This is a genomic window from Enterobacteriaceae bacterium Kacie_13 (assembly GCA_013457415.1).
Taxonomy (GTDB): domain Bacteria; phylum Pseudomonadota; class Gammaproteobacteria; order Enterobacterales; family Enterobacteriaceae; genus Rahnella.
This window is the reverse complement of the sequence record CP045665.1, coordinates 1,235,073-1,253,902: the sequence shown is the minus strand read 5'-3', so window position 1 is coordinate 1,253,902 and position 18,830 is coordinate 1,235,073. Positions and strand designations below refer to the sequence as shown.

16 protein-coding genes and 1 other annotated feature are annotated in these 18,830 nt (G+C 53.1%); of the genes, 7 read left to right on the top strand and 9 right to left on the bottom strand.

What is annotated here, in order from left to right; genetic code table 11:
* The first annotated feature begins 75 nt into the window (after window positions 1-75).
* The 5 genes from GE278_05665 to GE278_05645 all read left to right on the top strand — a co-directional run bounded on the left by GE278_05665 (window position 76) and on the right by GE278_05645 (window position 6,177).
* Window positions 76-879: a conjugal transfer protein TraB gene (locus GE278_05665; GenBank protein QLK60291.1), complete on the top strand. Its 804-nt coding sequence runs from the start codon at window positions 76-78 to the stop codon at window positions 877-879.
* A 260-nt stretch (window positions 880-1,139) separates the two neighbouring features.
* Entirely contained in the window at window positions 1,140-1,619 is a 480-nt protein-coding gene (ybaK, locus tag GE278_05660; GenBank protein QLK60290.1) for a Cys-tRNA(Pro)/Cys-tRNA(Cys) deacylase YbaK, read from the top strand.
* 41 nt (window positions 1,620-1,660) lie between these two features.
* Window positions 1,661-2,878, top strand: coding sequence for an MFS transporter (locus tag GE278_05655; GenBank protein QLK60289.1), 1,218 nt, complete (start codon window positions 1,661-1,663; stop codon window positions 2,876-2,878).
* 229 nt (window positions 2,879-3,107) lie between these two features.
* Window positions 3,108-4,799, top strand: a complete 1,692-nt coding sequence (locus tag GE278_05650) for a Kef family K(+) transporter (protein ID QLK60288.1) — start codon at window positions 3,108-3,110, stop codon at window positions 4,797-4,799.
* Between the two features lie 142 nt (window positions 4,800-4,941).
* A complete protein-coding gene (locus GE278_05645) occupies window positions 4,942-6,177 on the top strand; it encodes a diguanylate cyclase (protein ID QLK60287.1) in 1,236 nt (411 codons plus the stop codon).
* 45 nt (window positions 6,178-6,222) lie between these two features.
* Here the strand turns inward: GE278_05645 and GE278_05640 are convergent, their stop codons facing one another.
* The 7 genes from GE278_05640 to GE278_05610 all read right to left on the bottom strand — a co-directional run bounded on the left by GE278_05640 (window position 6,223) and on the right by GE278_05610 (window position 14,567).
* Complete coding sequence (locus GE278_05640) at window positions 6,223-7,542, bottom strand: inosine/guanosine kinase (protein QLK60286.1); 1,320 nt, start codon at window positions 7,540-7,542, stop codon at window positions 6,223-6,225.
* Between the two features lie 38 nt (window positions 7,543-7,580).
* Entirely contained in the window at window positions 7,581-8,543 is a 963-nt protein-coding gene (locus GE278_05635) for a ferrochelatase (protein QLK60285.1), read from the bottom strand.
* A gap of 222 nt (window positions 8,544-8,765) precedes the next feature.
* Complete coding sequence (locus GE278_05630; GenBank protein QLK60284.1) at window positions 8,766-9,410, bottom strand: adenylate kinase; 645 nt, start codon at window positions 9,408-9,410, stop codon at window positions 8,766-8,768.
* 181 nt (window positions 9,411-9,591) lie between these two features.
* Window positions 9,592-11,466 carry a molecular chaperone HtpG gene (gene htpG / locus GE278_05625; GenBank protein QLK60283.1) on the bottom strand — a complete coding sequence of 625 codons (1,875 nt, stop codon included), beginning with the start codon at window positions 11,464-11,466 and terminating at the stop codon, window positions 9,592-9,594.
* A 167-nt stretch (window positions 11,467-11,633) separates the two neighbouring features.
* A complete protein-coding gene (gene recR / locus GE278_05620) occupies window positions 11,634-12,239 on the bottom strand; it encodes a recombination protein RecR (GenBank protein QLK60282.1) in 606 nt (201 codons plus the stop codon).
* The gene (locus tag GE278_05615; protein ID QLK63208.1) at window positions 12,239-12,568 is read right to left on the bottom strand and encodes a YbaB/EbfC family nucleoid-associated protein; all 330 of its coding nucleotides are present in this window, start codon (window positions 12,566-12,568) and stop codon (window positions 12,239-12,241) included. The genes recR and GE278_05615 overlap by 1 nt, the downstream gene beginning before the upstream one ends.
* Window positions 12,569-12,611: 43 nt before the next feature.
* A complete protein-coding gene (locus GE278_05610) occupies window positions 12,612-14,567 on the bottom strand; it encodes a DNA polymerase III subunit gamma/tau (GenBank protein ID QLK60281.1) in 1,956 nt (651 codons plus the stop codon).
* Window positions 13,215-13,279: a sequence feature (DnaX frameshifting element), on the bottom strand. It overlaps the preceding gene by 65 nt.
* Window positions 14,568-14,888: 321 nt before the next feature.
* Between GE278_05610 and GE278_05605 the strand changes: the two genes are divergently transcribed.
* The gene (locus GE278_05605) at window positions 14,889-16,952 is read left to right on the top strand and encodes an alpha-amylase (protein QLK60280.1); all 2,064 of its coding nucleotides are present in this window, start codon (window positions 14,889-14,891) and stop codon (window positions 16,950-16,952) included.
* 52 nt (window positions 16,953-17,004) lie between these two features.
* Here the strand turns inward: GE278_05605 and GE278_05600 are convergent, their stop codons facing one another.
* Both GE278_05600 and GE278_05595 read right to left on the bottom strand, forming a co-directional pair.
* A complete protein-coding gene (locus GE278_05600; protein QLK60279.1) occupies window positions 17,005-17,556 on the bottom strand; it encodes an adenine phosphoribosyltransferase in 552 nt (183 codons plus the stop codon).
* Window positions 17,557-17,740: 184 nt separating this feature from the next.
* The gene (locus GE278_05595; GenBank protein QLK60278.1) at window positions 17,741-18,109 is read right to left on the bottom strand and encodes a DUF454 family protein; all 369 of its coding nucleotides are present in this window, start codon (window positions 18,107-18,109) and stop codon (window positions 17,741-17,743) included.
* A 109-nt stretch (window positions 18,110-18,218) separates the two neighbouring features.
* On the opposite strand from GE278_05595, the gene GE278_05590 reads away from it, so the two are divergent.
* The gene (locus tag GE278_05590) at window positions 18,219-18,755 is read left to right on the top strand and encodes a prephenate dehydrogenase (protein ID QLK60277.1); all 537 of its coding nucleotides are present in this window, start codon (window positions 18,219-18,221) and stop codon (window positions 18,753-18,755) included.
* Window positions 18,756-18,830: the final 75 nt, after the last annotated feature.

Genomic DNA, 18,830 nt, shown 5'->3' with positions numbered 1-18,830 from the left:
AACAAGACGTTTCCTCTGTTCGCCCAACGTATGACGCGATAGCATGGTCTCTCATTTTTCGGGAGACCAGGCTATATGGCGCAGTTTTTTAAACAGACATTCAGTTGGCTACGCAGGCTGCTTCCCGTCGAGTATTCCTATCCTGCCATTGATGTTCAGCTTCCCGGCCACCGTTCCCTTCATCTGGTCGGCAGCATTCATATGGGTACGCAGGATATGCAGCCGCTCCCCGCGCAGCTGTTACGCCGTATGCAAAAAGCCGATGCACTGATTGTCGAAGCAGATATCAGCGGAACCGAATCTCCTTTCGAAATGTCCGGCGAATACCCGCCGCTGACAGAACGTCTGCCCGAATCGCAATACCTGCACGTCGAAAAGTTATGCGAAGAGCTGGGAGTGTCGATGTGGACGCTTAACCCGCTGCCGTCGTGGCAGGTCGCGCTGATGTTGCAGGCGACGCAAGCGCAGCGCCTCGGGTTACGCGGTCATTACGGCATTGATTATCAGCTGTTGCAGAACGCTAAACAGCAGAGCATGCCGATCATTGAACTGGAAGGCCCGCAGGAACAGTTTGCGCTGTTGCAGCAGCTTCCCGACAACGGTCTGGGGCTGCTGGAAGATACGCTGACGCACTGGCACACCAACGCCCGTTTGCTGCAAACCATGATCAGTTGGTGGCTGGATACTAAACCGGTGGCAGCGTTAGATCAGTTGCCGAATACCTTCAGCAGTGAGCTATATGATGTGCTGATGAATCAGCGTAACGCACGCTGGAAACAACAGCTCTCTGACCTGCCCCCAGGAAATTACGTGGTCGCCGTGGGCGCGCTGCATTTGTACGGCGAGGGGAATTTGCCGGATTTGCTGGCGGGTAAGTAAAAGCACAGATAAAAAAATGGCCGGGTTTTAAGGCCGGCCAGTCAAAGAGGAATTTCATTTTATTTTTATAGCTACAATGCCAGCCCTTGCGGACACGGCACCGGCGCGCACAGGGTAACAACCTGCGCTGGGTCTTGGCAATAAGCATTCATTGCACTACTATTTCTCCCTCGCTTATTAATCATACTTTATTGTTAAATTTCATCGAATTGAACTGCCGACGATTTTTCGAACAAAAAAGTAATCAGAGATGAAAGATCATGACCCCAGCGGTACTTCTTCTGGAAAAGAATAAAGTCAGCTTCACTCTTCATCCGTACGAACACAGCAGCGATGAAACAAACTTCGGTGACGAAGCGGTGAAAAAGCTTGGGCTGGATGCGCGTCAGGTCTATAAAACGTTGCTGGTTTCCCTCAACGGCGACGCCAAAAATCTGGCCGTTGCCGTAACACCGGTAGCCTCAATGCTGGATCTGAAGAAAGTTGCCAAAACCCTTGGTGCGAAAAAAGCCGACATGGCGGATCCGACGATCGCCCAGCGCGTGACCGGTTATCTGGTCGGCGGCATCAGCCCTCTCGGACAAAAGAAATTACTGCCAACGGTTATCGACAGCCCGGCGCAGACGTTTTCCACCATTTATGTTTCAGGCGGTAAACGCGGACTTGATATTGAACTGGCGGCAAGCGATCTTTGTCGCTTACTGAAAGGCCAGTTCGCTGAGATCGCGAAAGTCGACTGACAGCCCTGCCCCGATAATTCTAAGATGAAGGTTCACCTGCTATGACCGATAACACGGCAACGCCGGAAAGCCCGCAGAAAGACGCAGTCAAAAAGACTGCGTTTTCTATTTTGGCGGCGATCAGCGTTTCTCATCTGCTTAATGACATGATTCAGTCGCTGATCCTGGCGATTTATCCGTTGCTGCAAAATGAATTTGCGCTCAGCTTCACCCAGATAGGGATGATTACGCTGACGTATCAGATAACCGCGTCGCTGCTGCAACCTCTCATCGGTTATTACACCGACAAGCACCCGCAACCCTATTCGCTGCCAATTGGGATGGGGTTTACGCTCTCGGGCCTGCTGCTGCTGGCCGCGGCACAGAGTTTCCCTGTCGTGCTGCTGGCGGCTGCTCTGGTAGGCACCGGTTCTTCGGTGTTTCACCCGGAATCATCCCGCGTGGCGCGCATGGCCTCTGGCGGACGTCACGGGCTGGCGCAATCGCTGTTTCAGGTGGGCGGTAACTTTGGCAGCTCCCTCGGCCCGTTGCTGGCTGCGTTGATTATCGCGCCTTATGGCAAAGGCAACGTTGCGTGGTTTTCGCTGGCAGCGTTGCTCGGCATTGTCGTGCTGCTGCAAATCAGCAAATGGTATCGCCAGCAAAATCTGATCGCCAAAAAGCGCGGCCCGATGAAAAGTACTATAACCGTACTCCCGCGTCGGACGGTGGCGATGTCGCTGGGCATTTTGCTGGTGCTGGTGTTCTCAAAATATTTCTATCTGACCAGTATCAGCAGCTATTACACCTTTTATCTTATCCACAAATTTGGCGTCTCGGTGCAAAGCGCGCAGATCCATCTGTTTGTTTTCCTGTTTGCGGTCGCGGCGGGGACGATCATCGGCGGGCCGGTGGGTGATAAGATTGGGCGCAAATACGTCATTTGGGCGTCAATTCTCGGTGTCGCGCCATTTACGCTACTTTTGCCGCACGCTAATCTCATGTGGACCAGCGTGCTGAGCGTGATTATCGGCGTGATTCTGGCCTCGGCATTTTCGGCCATTCTGGTATTTGCCCAAGAGCTGATGCCGGGAAAAGTCGGCATGGTGTCCGGCCTGTTCTTCGGGCTGGCCTTTGGAATGGGCGGGCTGGGGGCGGCAGTGCTCGGCTATGTAGCGGATATCACCAGCATCGAGCTGGTGTATCAGATTTGTGCCTTCCTCCCGTTGCTCGGGATATTTACTGCCTTCCTGCCGAATTTAGAACGTAAAAACGCTTAAGCGGTACCTCCTGCTGCCGATATTCTGAATATCGGCAGCAACTAATCCTTTCCCTACTTGAGTTTTGCCTGATAAAACCCATTTAAATCATCCATTCAGATTTTTTTTGTTGTCTGTGGGGGATTTACGGCAAAAAAGGCCAAAATTCCTCAACGTGGAAATGATTTTTACCATAAACTTAGAAACAATCTGCAACACATTGCCCTGAGCATAACCAGAAGGAGTCTGAATGCATCATTCTACGCCCTTGATTACCACGATTGTCGGTGGCCTGGTACTGGCCTTTATCTTTGGCATGATCGCCAATCGATTACGTATTTCCCCTCTGGTTGGCTATATCGCTGCAGGCGTGCTGGCCGGGCCATTTACACCAGGCTTTGTTGCGGATACCTCTCTTGCTCCTGAACTGGCTGAAATCGGCGTAATATTGCTGATGTTTGGCGTGGGTCTGCATTTCTCTTTAAAAGATTTACTGGCCGTAAAGGCGATCGCCATTCCTGGCGCTGTAGCGCAAATCGCAGTAGCGACGCTGCTGGGAATGGGGTTATCAAGCCTTATGGGCTGGGATCTCGCCACCGGTCTGGTCTTCGGACTGTGTCTGTCCACCGCCAGTACCGTGGTGCTGCTGCGTGCTCTGGAAGAGCGGCAGTTAATTGAAAGCCAGCGCGGGCAAATCGCCATCGGCTGGCTGATAGTTGAAGATTTGGTGATGGTGTTGACGCTGGTCTTATTACCGGCCTTCAGCGGCATGCTGGAAAGTCATCACGCCAGCCCGACCGAGCTGCTGATTGAGCTGGCGGTCACCATCGGTAAAGTCGTGGCCTTTATGACGCTAATGATGGTGGTCGGACGTCGCGTAGTGCCGTGGATCCTGGCGAAAACGGCCAGTACCGGTTCTCGCGAACTGTTTACACTGTCGGTTCTGGCGCTGGCGCTGGGTATCGCTTACGGTGCGGTCGAGTTCTTCGACGTCTCCTTCGCGCTGGGTGCGTTCTTCGCCGGGATGGTGCTCAACGAATCCGAACTAAGCCAGCGGGCGGCGCATGACACCCTGCCGCTGCGCGATGCGTTTGCCGTGCTGTTCTTCGTATCAGTCGGTATGCTCTTCGACCCGATGATTCTGGTGCGCGAGCCTCTGACAGTGATTGCCACCCTGGCCATTATTGTGTTCGGCAAATCCATCGCCGCCTTCTTACTGGTGAAAATGTTCGGGCACTCGAAACGCACCGCGCTGACGATTTCAGTCAGTCTGGCGCAGATCGGCGAATTCGCATTTATTCTGGCAGGGCTGGGCATTTCTCTGGGGCTGCTGTCTGAGCCAGGTCGCAATCTGGTACTGGCAGGGGCAATTTTGTCGATTATGTTTAACCCGCTGCTGTTTACGCTGCTGGAAAAATATCTGGCGAAAACCGAGACCATTGAAGATCAAAGCATCGAAGAAGCGGTGGAAGACGAAAAACAGATCCCGTTTGATCTGTGTAATCATGCACTGCTGATCGGTTATGGCCGCGTCGGCAGCCTGCTGGGCGAGAAGCTTCAGGCCGCTGGCATCCCGTTGGTAGTGATCGAAAATTCCCGTCCGCGGGTCGAAGCGCTACGCGAACAGGGGATCAGCACTGTTCTGGGCAACGCCGCCAATCAGGAAATCATGGATCTGGCGCGTCTGGACTGCGCCCGCTGGCTGCTGGTGACTATCCCTAACGGTTACGAAGCCGGTGAAATCGTTGCGTCAGCGCGCGCCAAGCGGCCGAATATCGAGATCATTGCCCGTGCGCATTACGATGACGAAGTGACGTACATCATGGAGCGCGGGGCGGATCGCGTGGTGATGGGCGAACGTGAGATCGCCAACAGCATGCTGGATATGTTGCAGATCGACATCATGACCGAAGACGAAAAGCGGCCATTTTGCCCGGTGTGATCACCTCTGAATCACGGGCGCATTTTTGTGCGCCCGTTTCAATATCGTTTATTTCCCCACAACATCCCGCTACATAAAAAACACCTAATCAGATTAATTCGCTGTATTCTGTTGGTATGCCAAACAGTGATCGGTAGGCGCGATGTTGTTACCCCATCTGGAAACGTTAAACATATTAAGTACGCCGGTCTGGGTCGTTTCGGCGCACAGTCAGCATATTCTTTTCGCCAATACGGCGGCCAGAAAGCTGGCAGGCAACAGCCTGCTCGGGCCGCTGCGTAATGGCCAGTTCTCCGTTCATTCTCAGTTATCCCTCGAGTCCTATTTGCCGAATCTGGCAAAAGATGATCAGATCGTCGAAATCTGGACGATCCACAAAGAAGGCCGGGCTTTCCCACTGAGCTGCCGGCTGTCTTCAGTCCAGCTGGATACAAACGAAACCGCCATTGTGTTCGAAGGCGCGCACACTTCCGCCGCCAACGTGCCCGTTCCCGTTCCAAATGCCACGCCCTATCGCCGGGATGAAAGTGGTTTCTACGAACGGCTGTTCCAGACTAATACTGCGCCGATGTTGTTAATCGATCCGTCCAATAACGGTCAGATTGTCGATGCAAATCAGGCAGCCACACGCTTTTATGGTTATACGCGCGATGAGATGTGCACCAAACACACCTGGGAAATCAATGCGATGGGGCTGGATGTGCTGCCGGTGATGCATGAAATCGCACGGCTGCCCGGCGGACACAAGCCGCTGACGTTCGTGCATAAACTGGCCGACGGCAATCTGCGCCACGTCCAGACTTATGCCGGTCCGGTGGAGGTGAACGGCGTGCGGCTGATGCTGTGCATCATTCACGACATCACCGAGCAGAAGCGTCTTGAGCAGGAGCTGGAACACGCAGCGCTGCGCGATCCGCTGACCGGGCTGGGTAACCGCCGTCAGTTCATGCAACTGGTGGAAAATGCGCGGACGCAGAATCCGCAACGGACGCACAATTTCAGCCTGATGCTGGTGGATGCTGATCACTTTAAGGCGATAAACGATGAGCATGGCCACAATAAAGGCGACGATGCGCTGATTATGCTTGCCCGCACGCTGGAAACCGGCATCCGCGAAAGCGATACGGTGTTCCGCTGGGGCGGCGAGGAGTTCTTAATCCTACTGCCGCTGACGCCGCTGGAGGGCGCAATGCACGTCGCTGAGGATTTGCGCGAAGCCGTACAGCAATTATCCCAGCCGGGGCTTCCTGCGCTGACGGTGAGCGTAGGTGTGGCACAATACGAAGCGGGCGAGGATTTTACCAGCTTGTTTAAACGTGTGGATGACGCACTTTATCGCGCGAAAACGTCAGGCCGTAATCAGGTTCAGGCGGGATAAGCGGGATTCAGGCGGAAAGTAATACCGCCTCCCCGCCCTTGTTACTCAGCGTTCCCAGTAGCTCTCTTCGAGGCTGTCTTCACGCTCAGGCAGACCACGTGTCAGACGCGGAGAATGCTGATTCAAAACCTGATAGCTGACGCGGTTGGCGTATTTACACACCTGCGCCAGCGATGAATAGGTCAGATATTCGCGAGAATGTTTACTGGAGTTCGGTACTGAGGTGCGGTGGAAACCGTTTGCAGCGATATCATGCAACAATGCGGAAAGCGCACCGTCACCCGCTCCGTTAGTATTCATAATTTTTTCCGGCCCGCCCATATACGGCGCGATGTGGGAATAAATCTTCAGCGGCTGCTCACAGCATTCACGACGCATCGCACGGCTAAATTCATACTGGTTGAATTCTGCAATTGCGCCCGGCAGCAGCGGATGCTGAGTGGTGCGTTTAAAAGCGTCTTCGGTAAAGCTCGCCATAAACAGACCGTTCGGTCCGGCGGTACATAACACCAGATCGACCCATTCCAGCGCCTTGTCAGCGGCCATCAGCGGATCTTTCAGACCGGTAAGCGCAAAACCTTCATCTTCATTCATCGCCAGAATCGACACGTGGTCGCGCAGAAAATCACGCCACGCCTGCGGATCGTCTGCGATCACATATTGCGTGCCCAACGTTAGGACCACCGGGACATGATATTTTTTTGCGTATTCAATAGCCTGCATGGTGGCCTGCGGGATCGGCTCACCCGGTTTGCTGCGCAGCAAATACGACGTCAGCAACAGTGCGGAAGCACCGGCAATCACGTCTTCCGGCACGCTTTCAGCTTTCAAACCGTTCATCTTGCCCGGGCTGATGGCAAAGGTGCGCTCACCGGTTTCACTGATAAGCGTAAAGCAGCGGCCAATTGCGCCGTCCACGCCCTGCAGGAAGTTGAGATCTACGCGGCTGGAGGTGTTACAAAGATAGCGGTAAGCGTAATCGCCAATCTTAACGTTATTACACATCACGCCGAGCAGCACCGAACGGTCATCGGCCAGCACGGAATAGTTGTGCAGCGTATTGCCGACGGTACCGCCAGCGAACTGATGGGTGATCAGCGCATTCAGCATCAGTTCCTGGTACAACGCTTCCGACATTTCATCATCCAGAATGTTGGATTCGCCGGGCGTTAGCCCGTAACGGGCGACAAAATGTTCATCCACGCGCGCTTCGATATCCACCATTGTCTGGTCGATGCCGACGATATAAGACGCACCGCCTTCGGATTCCGGTTGCATCTCCTGCAGCATTGAATCACGCAATAAAGGGTCGCGTGCGCTGACCGGAAAATAGTGTTTTGACTTACGCTTACCAGGAAATTTCATTCTTTATTCTCGGAAAATTCAAAAAACTCGGCCTTCAATCAGAAGTGCTGAGTGACCAGTTGTTGCAGCAAATCGATATGCTCCGGCTGGTCATTTAAGGCGTCAATATATTCGAAGCGCTCGCCGCCTGCATGAATAAAAATCTCACGGTTCTCTTCTTTAATCTCTTCCAGCGTCTCCAGACAATCGGAGGCAAAGCCCGGACAGATAATCTGAATGTTCTTAACACCCTGAGCCGGAAGGCCTTTCAGCGTTTCATCTGTGTACGGCGTCAGCCAGGGCTCGCGACCAAAGCGCGACTGGAAGGTCAGCATAATTTTGCCGGTCGGCAGCTGCAACGCGTCGGTCAGCGCCTGCGCGGTATCGCGGCAACGCTGTTCGTAATCATCACCTTCTGCCACAAAACGTTTCGGGATCCCATGGAAGGACAAGACCAGACGGTCCGGTTCTCCGTGCTGCGCGAAAGAGCGTTCGATGCTGTTTTTTAACGCCCCGATGTACGCCGGATGGGTGGCGTAATCGCGAATAAAGCTCAGTGAAGGCAGTCGACGTTGGGATTTCAACACGCGCGCCACACCGTCAAACACGGCGGCGCTGGTGGAACACGAATATTGCGGATACAGCGGCAGAACCACCATTTTGGTGACGCCCTGAGCCAGCAATTTTTCGATCGGATCTTTCATACCCGGCTTACCGTAGCTCATCGCCAGTTCGACCGGTGTTCCAGGCAGACGTTCGGCCAGCGCTTTTTGCTGACGACGACTGTAGACCATCAGCGGCGAACCCTCCTCCATCCACACGGACTTGTACAATTTGGAGACGCGCGGAGAACGCAGAGGCAAAATCACCAGATTCAGGATTGGCCACCACAGCAGACGCGGTGTATCCACAACGCGAATATCACTCAAAAACTCGCCCAGATACTTTCTCACGGCCTGCGGAGTTGGTGCTTCCGGCGTCCCGAGATTAACCAGAAGAACCCCGAATTTGGTCTGCGTCATGCTGAATATCCTAAATTGATGGCATCGAAGCCAGGGTGAAAAATATGGGCGCTTCCGTTTACGGTGATTCAGAAAGAAGCGCACGTCATTGTAACGAAAACAAAGACGATCGGAACAACGGCAGTAGCTATCAATGCGAATTGTGACTGTTTCTGGCGGGGAATGACTGAAAAACAAACGGGGCGACCTAAGTCACCCCGTTGGCAGAAGAGAAAGCACGAATTAGCTTAAGATGGCAGCCAGTTCGTCACGCACGGCAGAAACCTGCTGTGTGCCGTCAATTTTGACGTATTTGGTATTGCCTGCTTCTGCTTCTTTACCGTAGTAGGACACCAGTGGCTCAGTCAGCTCATGGTATTCAACCAGACGTTTACGCACAGTTTCTTCCTGATCGTCTTTACGGGTGATCAGGTCTTCGCCGGTCACATCGTCTTTACCTTCCACTTTTGGCGGATTGTACTGGATGTGGTACACGCGGCCTGAGCCAGGGTGTACACGACGACCAACAATGCGATCGACGATCAATTCGTCAGGCACGTCAAATTCCAGAACATAATCGACGTTGATGCCCGCTTCTTTCATCGCATCGGCCTGCGGAATGGTGCGAGGGAAACCGTCTAACAGGAAACCATTGCGGCAATCTTCTTGCTGAATACGTTCTTTCACCAGAGCGATAACGAGTTCATCCGTCACCAGTTTACCAGCGTCCATAATCTCTTTTGCTTTCTTGCCGAGTTCACTTCCGGCCTTCACAGCAGCGCGCAACATATCGCCGGTAGAAATCTGTGGAATACCAAATTTCTCCATGATGAATTGAGCCTGTGTTCCTTTACCAGCGCCAGGAGCCCCCAGCAGAATGATACGCATTGCGTAAATCCCCTTGCATGTAATTATTATGAATCTCGAAAACCGGTCAACCATACCATTCTGAGCACTTTTGCTCAAGGAACAACCCCTGCGGGCACCGGGTTTACGCAACGGAAAACGCAGCGGCCATAAAAAAAGGGCCTCGTTTTCACGATGCCCTTTTCAGTGTTATTTCAGCCAATTATGCCTGCAACAACGTATTCATGCGGCGGATAAACAGGTTTGGATCTTCCAGCGTACCGCGCTCAGCAAACAGCGCCTGATCCAGTAGCAGTTCTATCCACTCACTGAACTGCGCTTCGTCCGCTACGTCAGAGGCACGTTTCACCAACGCATGCTCAGGGTTCAGCTCGAAGATGTATTTCACTTCAGGCGCGTCCTGGCCGGCAGCCGCAAACAATTTTGCCATCTGCGTGGTCATTTCATCCGCACCGGTGGTGACGATAGCAGGCGTATCAGTCAGACGGTGCGTCAGACGCACTTCTTTCACGCGCTCACCCAGCAGAGATTTCACACGCTCAACGAACGGCTCCAGTGCTTTTTCTGCTTCTTTCTGCTCTTCGGTTTCTTCGTCGGCCAGTTTATCCAATGAATCATCGGCTTTACTGACGGACTGGAAGACTTTGCCATCGAACTCGGTCAGATAACTCATCATCCATTCATCGATGCGGTCAGACAGCAGCAGAACTTCAATGCCCTTTTTACGGAACAGTTCCAGATGCGGGCTGCTCTTCGCCGCGGCATAACTGTCAGCGGTGATGTAATAAATCTTGTCCTGACCTTCCACCATGCTCGAAACATACTCTTCCAGCGACAGTGTTTGTTCACTGGTATCGTTGCGGGTGCTGGCGAAACGCAGCAGTTTGGCGATAGTTTCTTTATTAGCGCCGTCTTCTGCCGGGCCTTCTTTCAATACCAGCCCAAACTGTTTCCAGAATTGCAGGTATTTTTCGTTGTCATCTTTAGCCAGTTTTTCCAGCATTTGCAGAACACGCTTGGTAAGCGCACTGCGCAAGTTCTGGGTAACGCGACTGTCCTGCAGAATTTCACGGGACACGTTCAGTGGCAAATCGTTGGAGTCGATCAGACCACGCACAAAGCGCAGATAGTTCGGCATGAACTGCTCGGCTTCGTCCATGATGAACACGCGCTGTACATAGAGTTTCAGGCCGTGTTTGTGATCGCGATTCCACATATCCCACGGCGCCTGCGAAGGGATGTACAGCAGGCTGGTGTATTCCTGCTTACCTTCGACGCGGTTGTGGCTCCAGCTCAGCGGATCGCTGAAATCATGAGAGATGTGCTTGTAGAATTCGACGTATTCTTCGTCACTGATTTCGGCTTTGCCACGGGTCCACAGAGCCTGCGCCTTGTTGATTTGTTCCCAGGTGACGGTGCCGTCTTCTTCGTTGCGGGTTTCCACTTCAACCGGCAGCGCAATGTGGTCAGAATATTTGCTGATGATGGAGCGCACGCGCCAGTCATCCAGGAACTCGTCCTGATCTTCACGCAGATGCAGGGTGATTTCAGTCCCGCGGTCCGCTTTCTCGATATCGGCCAGGGTGTACTCACCTTCACCGGCAGATTCCCAGAACACACCTTCTTCAACGCTGGCACCGGCGGCGCGGGTGCGTACAGTCACTTTGTCCGCCACGATAAAGGCAGAGTAAAAACCTACGCCGAACTGGCCGATCAGCTGGCTGTCTTTGGCCTGCTCTGAACCGACAGACTGCAGGAAAGCTTTGGTGCCGGATTTCGCGATAGTCCCGAGGTTGTCAATGACTTCATCGCGGGTCATGCCGATACCGTTGTCGCTTAGCGTCAGGGTGCGTTTTTCTTTATCAAACGCCAGACGCACATGCAGCTCGCCATCACCTTCATACAGCTCAGGGGTCGACAGCGCGCGAAAACGCAGTTTGTCAGCCGCATCGGAAGCGTTGGAGATTAACTCACGCAGGAAAATTTCTTTGTTTGAATACAGAGAATGGATCATCAGATGAAGAAGTTGTTTTACTTCAGACTGGAATCCGCGTGTCTCTTGTCCTTTCATACTCATCAAATTACCTCAATGCAGATACTGTTATTGGCCAAATCATACGTTGAGGAATAAGTGGGGTTAGGGACGGGGCTTTTCAAGCATAAGAAGAAATTTTTAAGAAGAAATGCAGAGGGGATAGGGAGAAAGTAAACCGGGTGCGCTGATCTGCACCCGACCTATAACAGTCAGAACTTGAAGGGATTACGGCCCGCGAGAGAATGTGACAGCGTGGTGCCATCAACCATATCCAGTTCGCCGCCTACCGGCACCCCGTGGGCGATGCGGCTCGCCAGCACGCCGTACTGGCCGCACATCTCAGCGATATAGTTGGCGGTAGCTTCACCTTCAACAGTCGGGTTGGTTGCAAGGATCACTTCCTGAATGTTTTCACTTTCAAGACGCTCCTCCATGCGGCCCAGACCAATGTCGTCCGGCCCGATGCCATCAAGTGGAGACAAATGGCCCATCAACACAAAATAGCGACCGGAGAACTGACCGGTTTGTTCAATCGCGTGAATATCCGCCGGGCTTTCAACCACGCAAATCTGGCCGTTCTCTTTACGCCTTGGATTGGCGCAAATTGTACAGATTTCCTGCTCGGTAAACGTACGGCAGTCGGCACAGTGGCCGATCTCAGACATGGCACGCGTTAATGACTGCGCCAGCCGCATTCCACCGCTGCGATCGCGCTGCAGCAGCTGGAATGCCATACGCTGGGCTGACTTCGGGCCAACGCCCGGCAGACAACGCAACGCCTCCATTAAAGATTCAAGGAGAGGGCTGGTTTGCATCAGAACGGCATCTTAAAGCCTGGTGGCAATTGCATTCCGCCGGAGATAGCATCTGTTTTTTGCTTGCGCGCTTCGTCAATACGACGTGCAGCATCATTGAATGCTGCAGCAATCAAATCTTCCAACATGTCTTTGTCATCTTCAAAAAGAGTTGGATCAATCTCAACGCGACGCACGTTGTGCGCACCGTTAATAGTGATTTTAACCAGGCCAGCGCCTGACTCGCCCGTCACTTCCAATGCAGCAATTTCGGCCTGAACTTGTTGCATTTTTTCCTGCATTTGCTGGGCCTGTTTCATCAGGTTACCAATGCCGCCTTTTCCAAACATATGCTTTCTCTCCATAGTGCCGCGACGTAGCGCGGCGTTTAATTTAAATTGGGCGAATACTTTCTTCATCCAGTTCAGCGTCAAAGAACCGACACAGAGTCTGAATGTTATTATCCGCGATAATCGACTGGCGCGCCTCAGCCAGCTTTTCCTGGTAAATAGTTTGTCGCCATTCCAGCGGCGTTTTCGCCGCCAGATTATCGTCTTCCAAAACGGTGAGTTCAACCGTTGTCTGATGCAGTGTCGATAAAGCCTCAGCGAGCACTTTCTGCGCGGAGGGCGAATTCAGATGCTTTTGCGATGAACGCAGATGCAGACAAATTTTGCCCGGCTCAGGCTGTTCGCGGTACGCATTCAGTGCCAGTTGCTGCACCAGTTTCGGAATAGCTAACCGGCTGATTTCTGCCGCCCATTCATCACGTTCAATGGCTTCTTCCGCCAGGCGGGAGACCAGTTCCGGGGATTTTTCATGCTCCAGCGCGGTCCGTAACGCTTTCGGCGTCGCGACCGGTTCCGGCGATTCTTCCGGTTCGGTCAACGCTTTCCAGCGGTACGCCTCTTCTTTAACCGGCACCGCGGGTTCTTTCTTCACGCTGGCCAGGGTTTGCGCACGCTCAGTCACCGAGGCGAGACGCTCCAGTGCTGAGTTTGCCGGCCGCGCTTTTCCTGGCGCTGCCGGCTCAGCTTTTTTTGGGGTGGTACTCCCCTGCTGTCTGAGTAATTGTGTTCGTGCCTGCAACAGCTGGGCAGTGGAATCTGGCATCGATGCAGGTTCCGTATTGCCGTGCGGGTGCGGTGAATCATTGTTGTACTGCTGCGGAGACGTCGGCTGAGGCTGCGCTGGCGCTGTGCGCAGTGTATGACCTGACGGCGCCTGGGCGACCGGCTGCGGAACGGGCTCTGCAATAATCACTTTCGGATGGAATGCCAGCGCCCGCAGCAATGTCATCTCGACACCCATGCGTTTGTCCGGCGCATACGCCAGCTCTTTACGGCCAATCAGTAACGTCTGGTAGTACAGCTGCACGTCAGCCGGCGGAATCACCCGCGCCAGTTCACGCAAGCGTTGTTCGATGGCGGCGTAATGGTTGTCGAGCACCGACGGCAACAGCTGAACCATCGCAATGCGATGCAACAATGACAGCGTTTCTACCAGCAGATTTTCCCAGTCCACCCCGCGCGACGCAGCCTGTTCGACCTGCGCCATCATCTGACCTCCGTCGGCGCTGACCAGTGCCTCGAGCATCGCCAGCGGCTGTTCATCATCCAGCGTACCGAGCATTTGCGCCACAGTTTCGGTGGTGACGGCACCCTGGCCCATCGCGATCGCCTGATCGGTGAGACTCAGCGCATCACGCATACTGCCATCGGCAGCACGTGAAAGCAGCTGAAGCGCGCGCGGCTCAGTGGCAATGGTTTCCTGGGATAATACGTTTTCGAGCTGTTTACGGATCTGCTCCGGATCCAGAGCTTTCAAGTGGAACTGCAAACAACGCGATAAAATCGTGACGGGTAGCTTCTGCGGATCTGTCGTCGCCAGCAGGAATTTGACGTGCGCAGGCGGCTCCTCGAGGGTTTTCAACAGCGCATTGAAGCTGTGACGCGAGAGCATGTGCACTTCGTCAATCAGATAAACTTTGAAGCGACCGCGCGCCGGTGCGTACTGGACGTTATCGAGCAACTCGCGAGTATCTTCGACTTTGGTACGGGACGCGGCATCGATTTCAATCAGATCGACGAAACGGCCCTGCTCGATCTCACGGCAATTATCACACACGCCGCATGGCGTAGAGGTAATGCCGGTTTCGCAGTTAAGCCCTTTCGCCAGCAGACGGGCAATGGTGGTTTTCCCCACGCCGCGGGTACCGGAAAACAGGTAGGCATGATGAATGCGCCCGAGCGACAGGCCATTAGCCAGTGCGGTCAGCACATGTTCCTGTCCGACAACGTCGGCGAAAGTTTGGGGGCGCCACTTACGGGCAAGAACCTGATAGCTCATTAATACTTCATCGTTGATTTATAATGAATAATTTGACGATACACGAAAAAACATCGTTTAACCCGTCTTTCTGCGCTGGTCTGCGTAACGGAGACTGAAGACTCAGCATAATGATGCAGGAGTCAGACTACCACTACTTAGTGTATCAGCAGGGTCGCTATCATTCCTATTACTTTACTTTTTGCGGGCTGCGCCGCAGGTTCTCCCCCTTCTTCCTCCTCCTGAGATTTTCCCTGCAGGGATGAGGGAGAACCTGACATGAGGATTACACTGTTTTCACCTCTGCCAAAAGAATGCTTCCTGCCACGCGTAAGGAGAGCCATGAAACACCTGACACTGCCTCTGTTATTGTTGATTTCCCCCGCCTCACAGGCGAACTGGTCGCTGCAAGGCTTCCCTGCTTTTTCTGAGACGTCCTCAGGAATTATCACCACTCACGCCACCCTGCCAAAAGGCCAGCGCAGGCTTGAACTTCTTCAGGATAATCAATGCTGGCAGCCTGCGGATGACGTGAAACTTAACGTCATGCTCTCGCTGCAACCGTGCGCGAGCAAAACGCCGGTGAACTGGAGGCAATTTCGCGCTGGCGATTATCAGGTACGGATCGATACCCGCAGCGGAACGCCGACCCTTCAGCTGAGTCTTAACACCGCGCCCGAAACGGTCGCTACGGTGACGAAAATCTGCCCGCGCTGGAACGGAAAATCGCTTTCAGTGGACGTCTCTTCAACGTTTTCCGAGGGTGAAATAGTACGCGATTTTTACTCCGGTCAGAAAGCCAAGGTTTTGAAAGGACATATTCAGATAATGCCCGATCCCTCCAGTGGCGGTTTGCTGCTGCTTGAATCCGCAGTAAGTAACCCAGTCAGCACTTTTAGCTGGCAAAACGCCACGGTATATTTCGTCCTGACCGACCGTTTCGAGAATGGCAATCCGGCTAACGACCACGGCTATGGCCGCCACAGCGACGGGCTACAAGAGATCGGCACCTTCCACGGCGGCGATCTGGCTGGCCTGACACATAAACTGGATTATCTGCAACAACTTGGGGTCAACGCCCTGTGGTTAAGTTCACCGCTCGAGCAGATCCACGGCTGGGTCGGCGGTGGCACTAAAGGCGACTTTCCGCATTATGCCTATCATGGTTATTACACGCTCGACTGGACAAAACTCGACGCCAATATGGGCAATGCCGAAGAGTTACATCAGTTAGTGACCGAGGCCCACAAACGAGGGATACGCATTCTGTTTGACGTGGTAGTCAATCACACGGGCTACGCCACGCTGGCTGATATGCAAACCTTCGAGTTCGGACAGCTGTATCTGAAAGGAAATGAGATCGAAAAAACACTGGATAAAAACTGGACTGACTGGAGACCCGGCCCCGGCCAGAACTGGCACAGTTTTAACGATTATATTAACTTCAGCGATAAAGAGGGCTGGAGTACGTGGTGGGGCGAGAAATGGATCCGCACCGATATCGGCGATTATGACTCGCCGGGGTTTGACGATCTCACCATGTCATTGGCTTTTCTGCCTGATATCAAAACTGAATCTAAAGTAGTGAGCGGGTTACCGATTTTTTACCGTCATAAACCTGATACCGCCGCGAAAGAAATCCCCGGTGCCACTCCGCGTGAGTATCTGGTGACATGGCTCAGCCAGTGGGTTCGTGATTACGGCATTGATGGATTCCGTGTTGATACCGCTAAGCATGTTGAAAAGCCGACGCTGGCATTACTGAAAGCGCGTTCTGTCGAAGCGCTGAAACAATGGAAAGCCGCCAATCCGGAGCTGGCACTGGACGATGCGCTGTTCTGGATGACTGGCGAAGCCTGGGGTCAAGGTGTAATGAAAAGTGATTATTACGACAATGGTTTCGATGCGATGATCAACTTTGATTTTCAGGATCAGGCCGCTGCCGCCCTGAGTTGCTTTGCCCTTATCGATGCAACTTATCAGCAGATGGCAGAAAAAATGCAGGACTTAAACGTACTGAGCTATCTCTCTTCACATGATACCCGGTTGTTCTTCGACGCGGACGCGAAAGGCGCACTGCCTTTACAGCGGCGGGCAGCAGATTTGCTGCTGCTGGCGCCCGGCGCAGTGCAGATTTATTACGGCGACGAAAGCGGGCGCGCGTTTGGCCCGACGGGATCGGATCCTTTGCAGGGAACGCGTTCTGATATGAACTGGAATGAGCTAAGGGGCGAGAAGCAAACCCTGCTGACGCACTGGCAAAAACTGGGGAAATTCAGGCAGCACCATATTGCTATCGGCGCAGGCATTCAGACATCACTGCACACGCCAGATTATTATGCATTCAGCCGCAAAAAAGGTGACGATAAAGTAATGATAGTTTGGGCGGGAGAACCGGAAAAATAACAGGAAGGGAACAAAACGGCCTCGCGATAAAAGCGAGGCCGTTTATCATTCATCAATGCCCGTCGAAAGAAACCAGACTGTAGCAGTTGATGTTCAGGGAGTTCAGACGTTTTTCTCCACCCAGCTCTGGCAGGTTGATGATGAAAGCGGCATCGGTCACTTCCCCACCCAGACGGCGGATCAGTTTCGCAGTGGCTTCAATAGTGCCACCCGTTGCCAGCAGATCGTCGATCACCAGAATTTTTTCGCCCGGCTGGATCGCATCAACGTGGATTTCCAGGCTGTCAGTGCCGTATTCCAAATCGTAGGTTTCGCTGATGGTCTCACGCGGTAATTTGCCCGGTTTGCGCACAGGAACAAAACCCACGCCCAGAACCAATGCCACCGGGGCGCCGAACAGGAAACCACGAGCTTCGGTGCCGACCACTTTGGTCACACCAGCATCGCGATAACGATCGGCCAGTAATTTAATGCTTTCAGCGTAAGCTTTCGGGTCTTCCAGCAAACTGGTGACGTCGCGGAACAGTATGCCTGGCTTAGGATAGTCAGGGATGGTTTTGATACTGTCTTTAATTAACTGAAGCTGCTGTGCGGTAGCGGTCATAATGTCATTGCCTGATATAGCTGCTGTTCATACTTAAACGCGGGCGGTCAAATGTCCCCCGTCATGCCTGATATAAAGCATGTCGTCTAAGGAAGGAAATTGGGAGCGCACCGACGTACGAGATGCCCAAATCTATGCAAAGCCGCTTTAAAAAGCAACCCGCAGCCGGACATGATCACCTTTTTTATTGCTCAAGGTCAACCACTGGTAATCGCCACATCATAATAAGCAACATAAACATCATGCAGAGCAATAAAATACGAACCCATAATAACGGGACGAAATAGATCGAGATGGCAAAGGTCACCAGAATCAGCACCACCGCTTTCGGTTTCGCGCCTTTTGGTAATGCGCGATGCTGCTGCCAGTGACGCAAATAACTGCCGAACCAGGAGCGGTGCAGTAACCAGTGGTGAAAACGCGGCGACGAGCGGGCGAAGCACCAGGCGGCCAGCAATAGAAAGGGGGTCGTCGGCAGTAGTGGCAGCACAACACCCAGCGTCGCCAGCACCACGCAAATCCAGCCAAGAATGATCAGTAGTACGCGTTTCATTCAATTCCTTTTAATTCGGATAAACCACGGCAAGTATTCCTCTGGCCAGTGTAAACTGACGCAGCAACTCTGTCATATTTGCCGGACGCGTCATCAATGGAGATTTCCCGTGAGCACAGAACGAATTTTACATGTCCTTGATCAGCAGATCGAAACACTGTCGCGGGAAATCGAACCGATTGGCCACGTCTCCGCCACGCAGGCGCGATTTGATATCGCCCTGTTCTCCACCAAAGGCACGCGTCTGCGGGATTATCTGGCTGAGATAAAAAATAATTTGCGCCAGCTTAATCAGGAAGTGGTGGAAAAGCGTTCCGCGCAGGTGGCATTTATCGCTGAACGGCTGGTGGCGCAAATCACTGCTATGCAGCGTGAACTGGCTACCCAAACGCTGCGCAAAACGCATCAGACGCCGGAACGTAAAAGCCATGATAACTACACCAGACTGGCGGAAACTCAGCAGTTTGAGCGGCGACTCATCGCCATGATTGAAGACCGGGAAACCACACTCGGGCAACTGGCGACGTTCAGCGATCAGCAGCGAGTACAGAAGGAACTGGCCGCGTTAGAAGGACGACTTATGCGTTGTCGGCAGGCGCTGGCGAAAATAGAAAAGCAGATTGAGCGGCAGGAAAAAGGTTTTTGAATCTTTATCACATTTTTTGAATTCAGCCTGCTTCGTTGACCTTTTCTTATCTATAATGATAAGTCCAAAACCTGC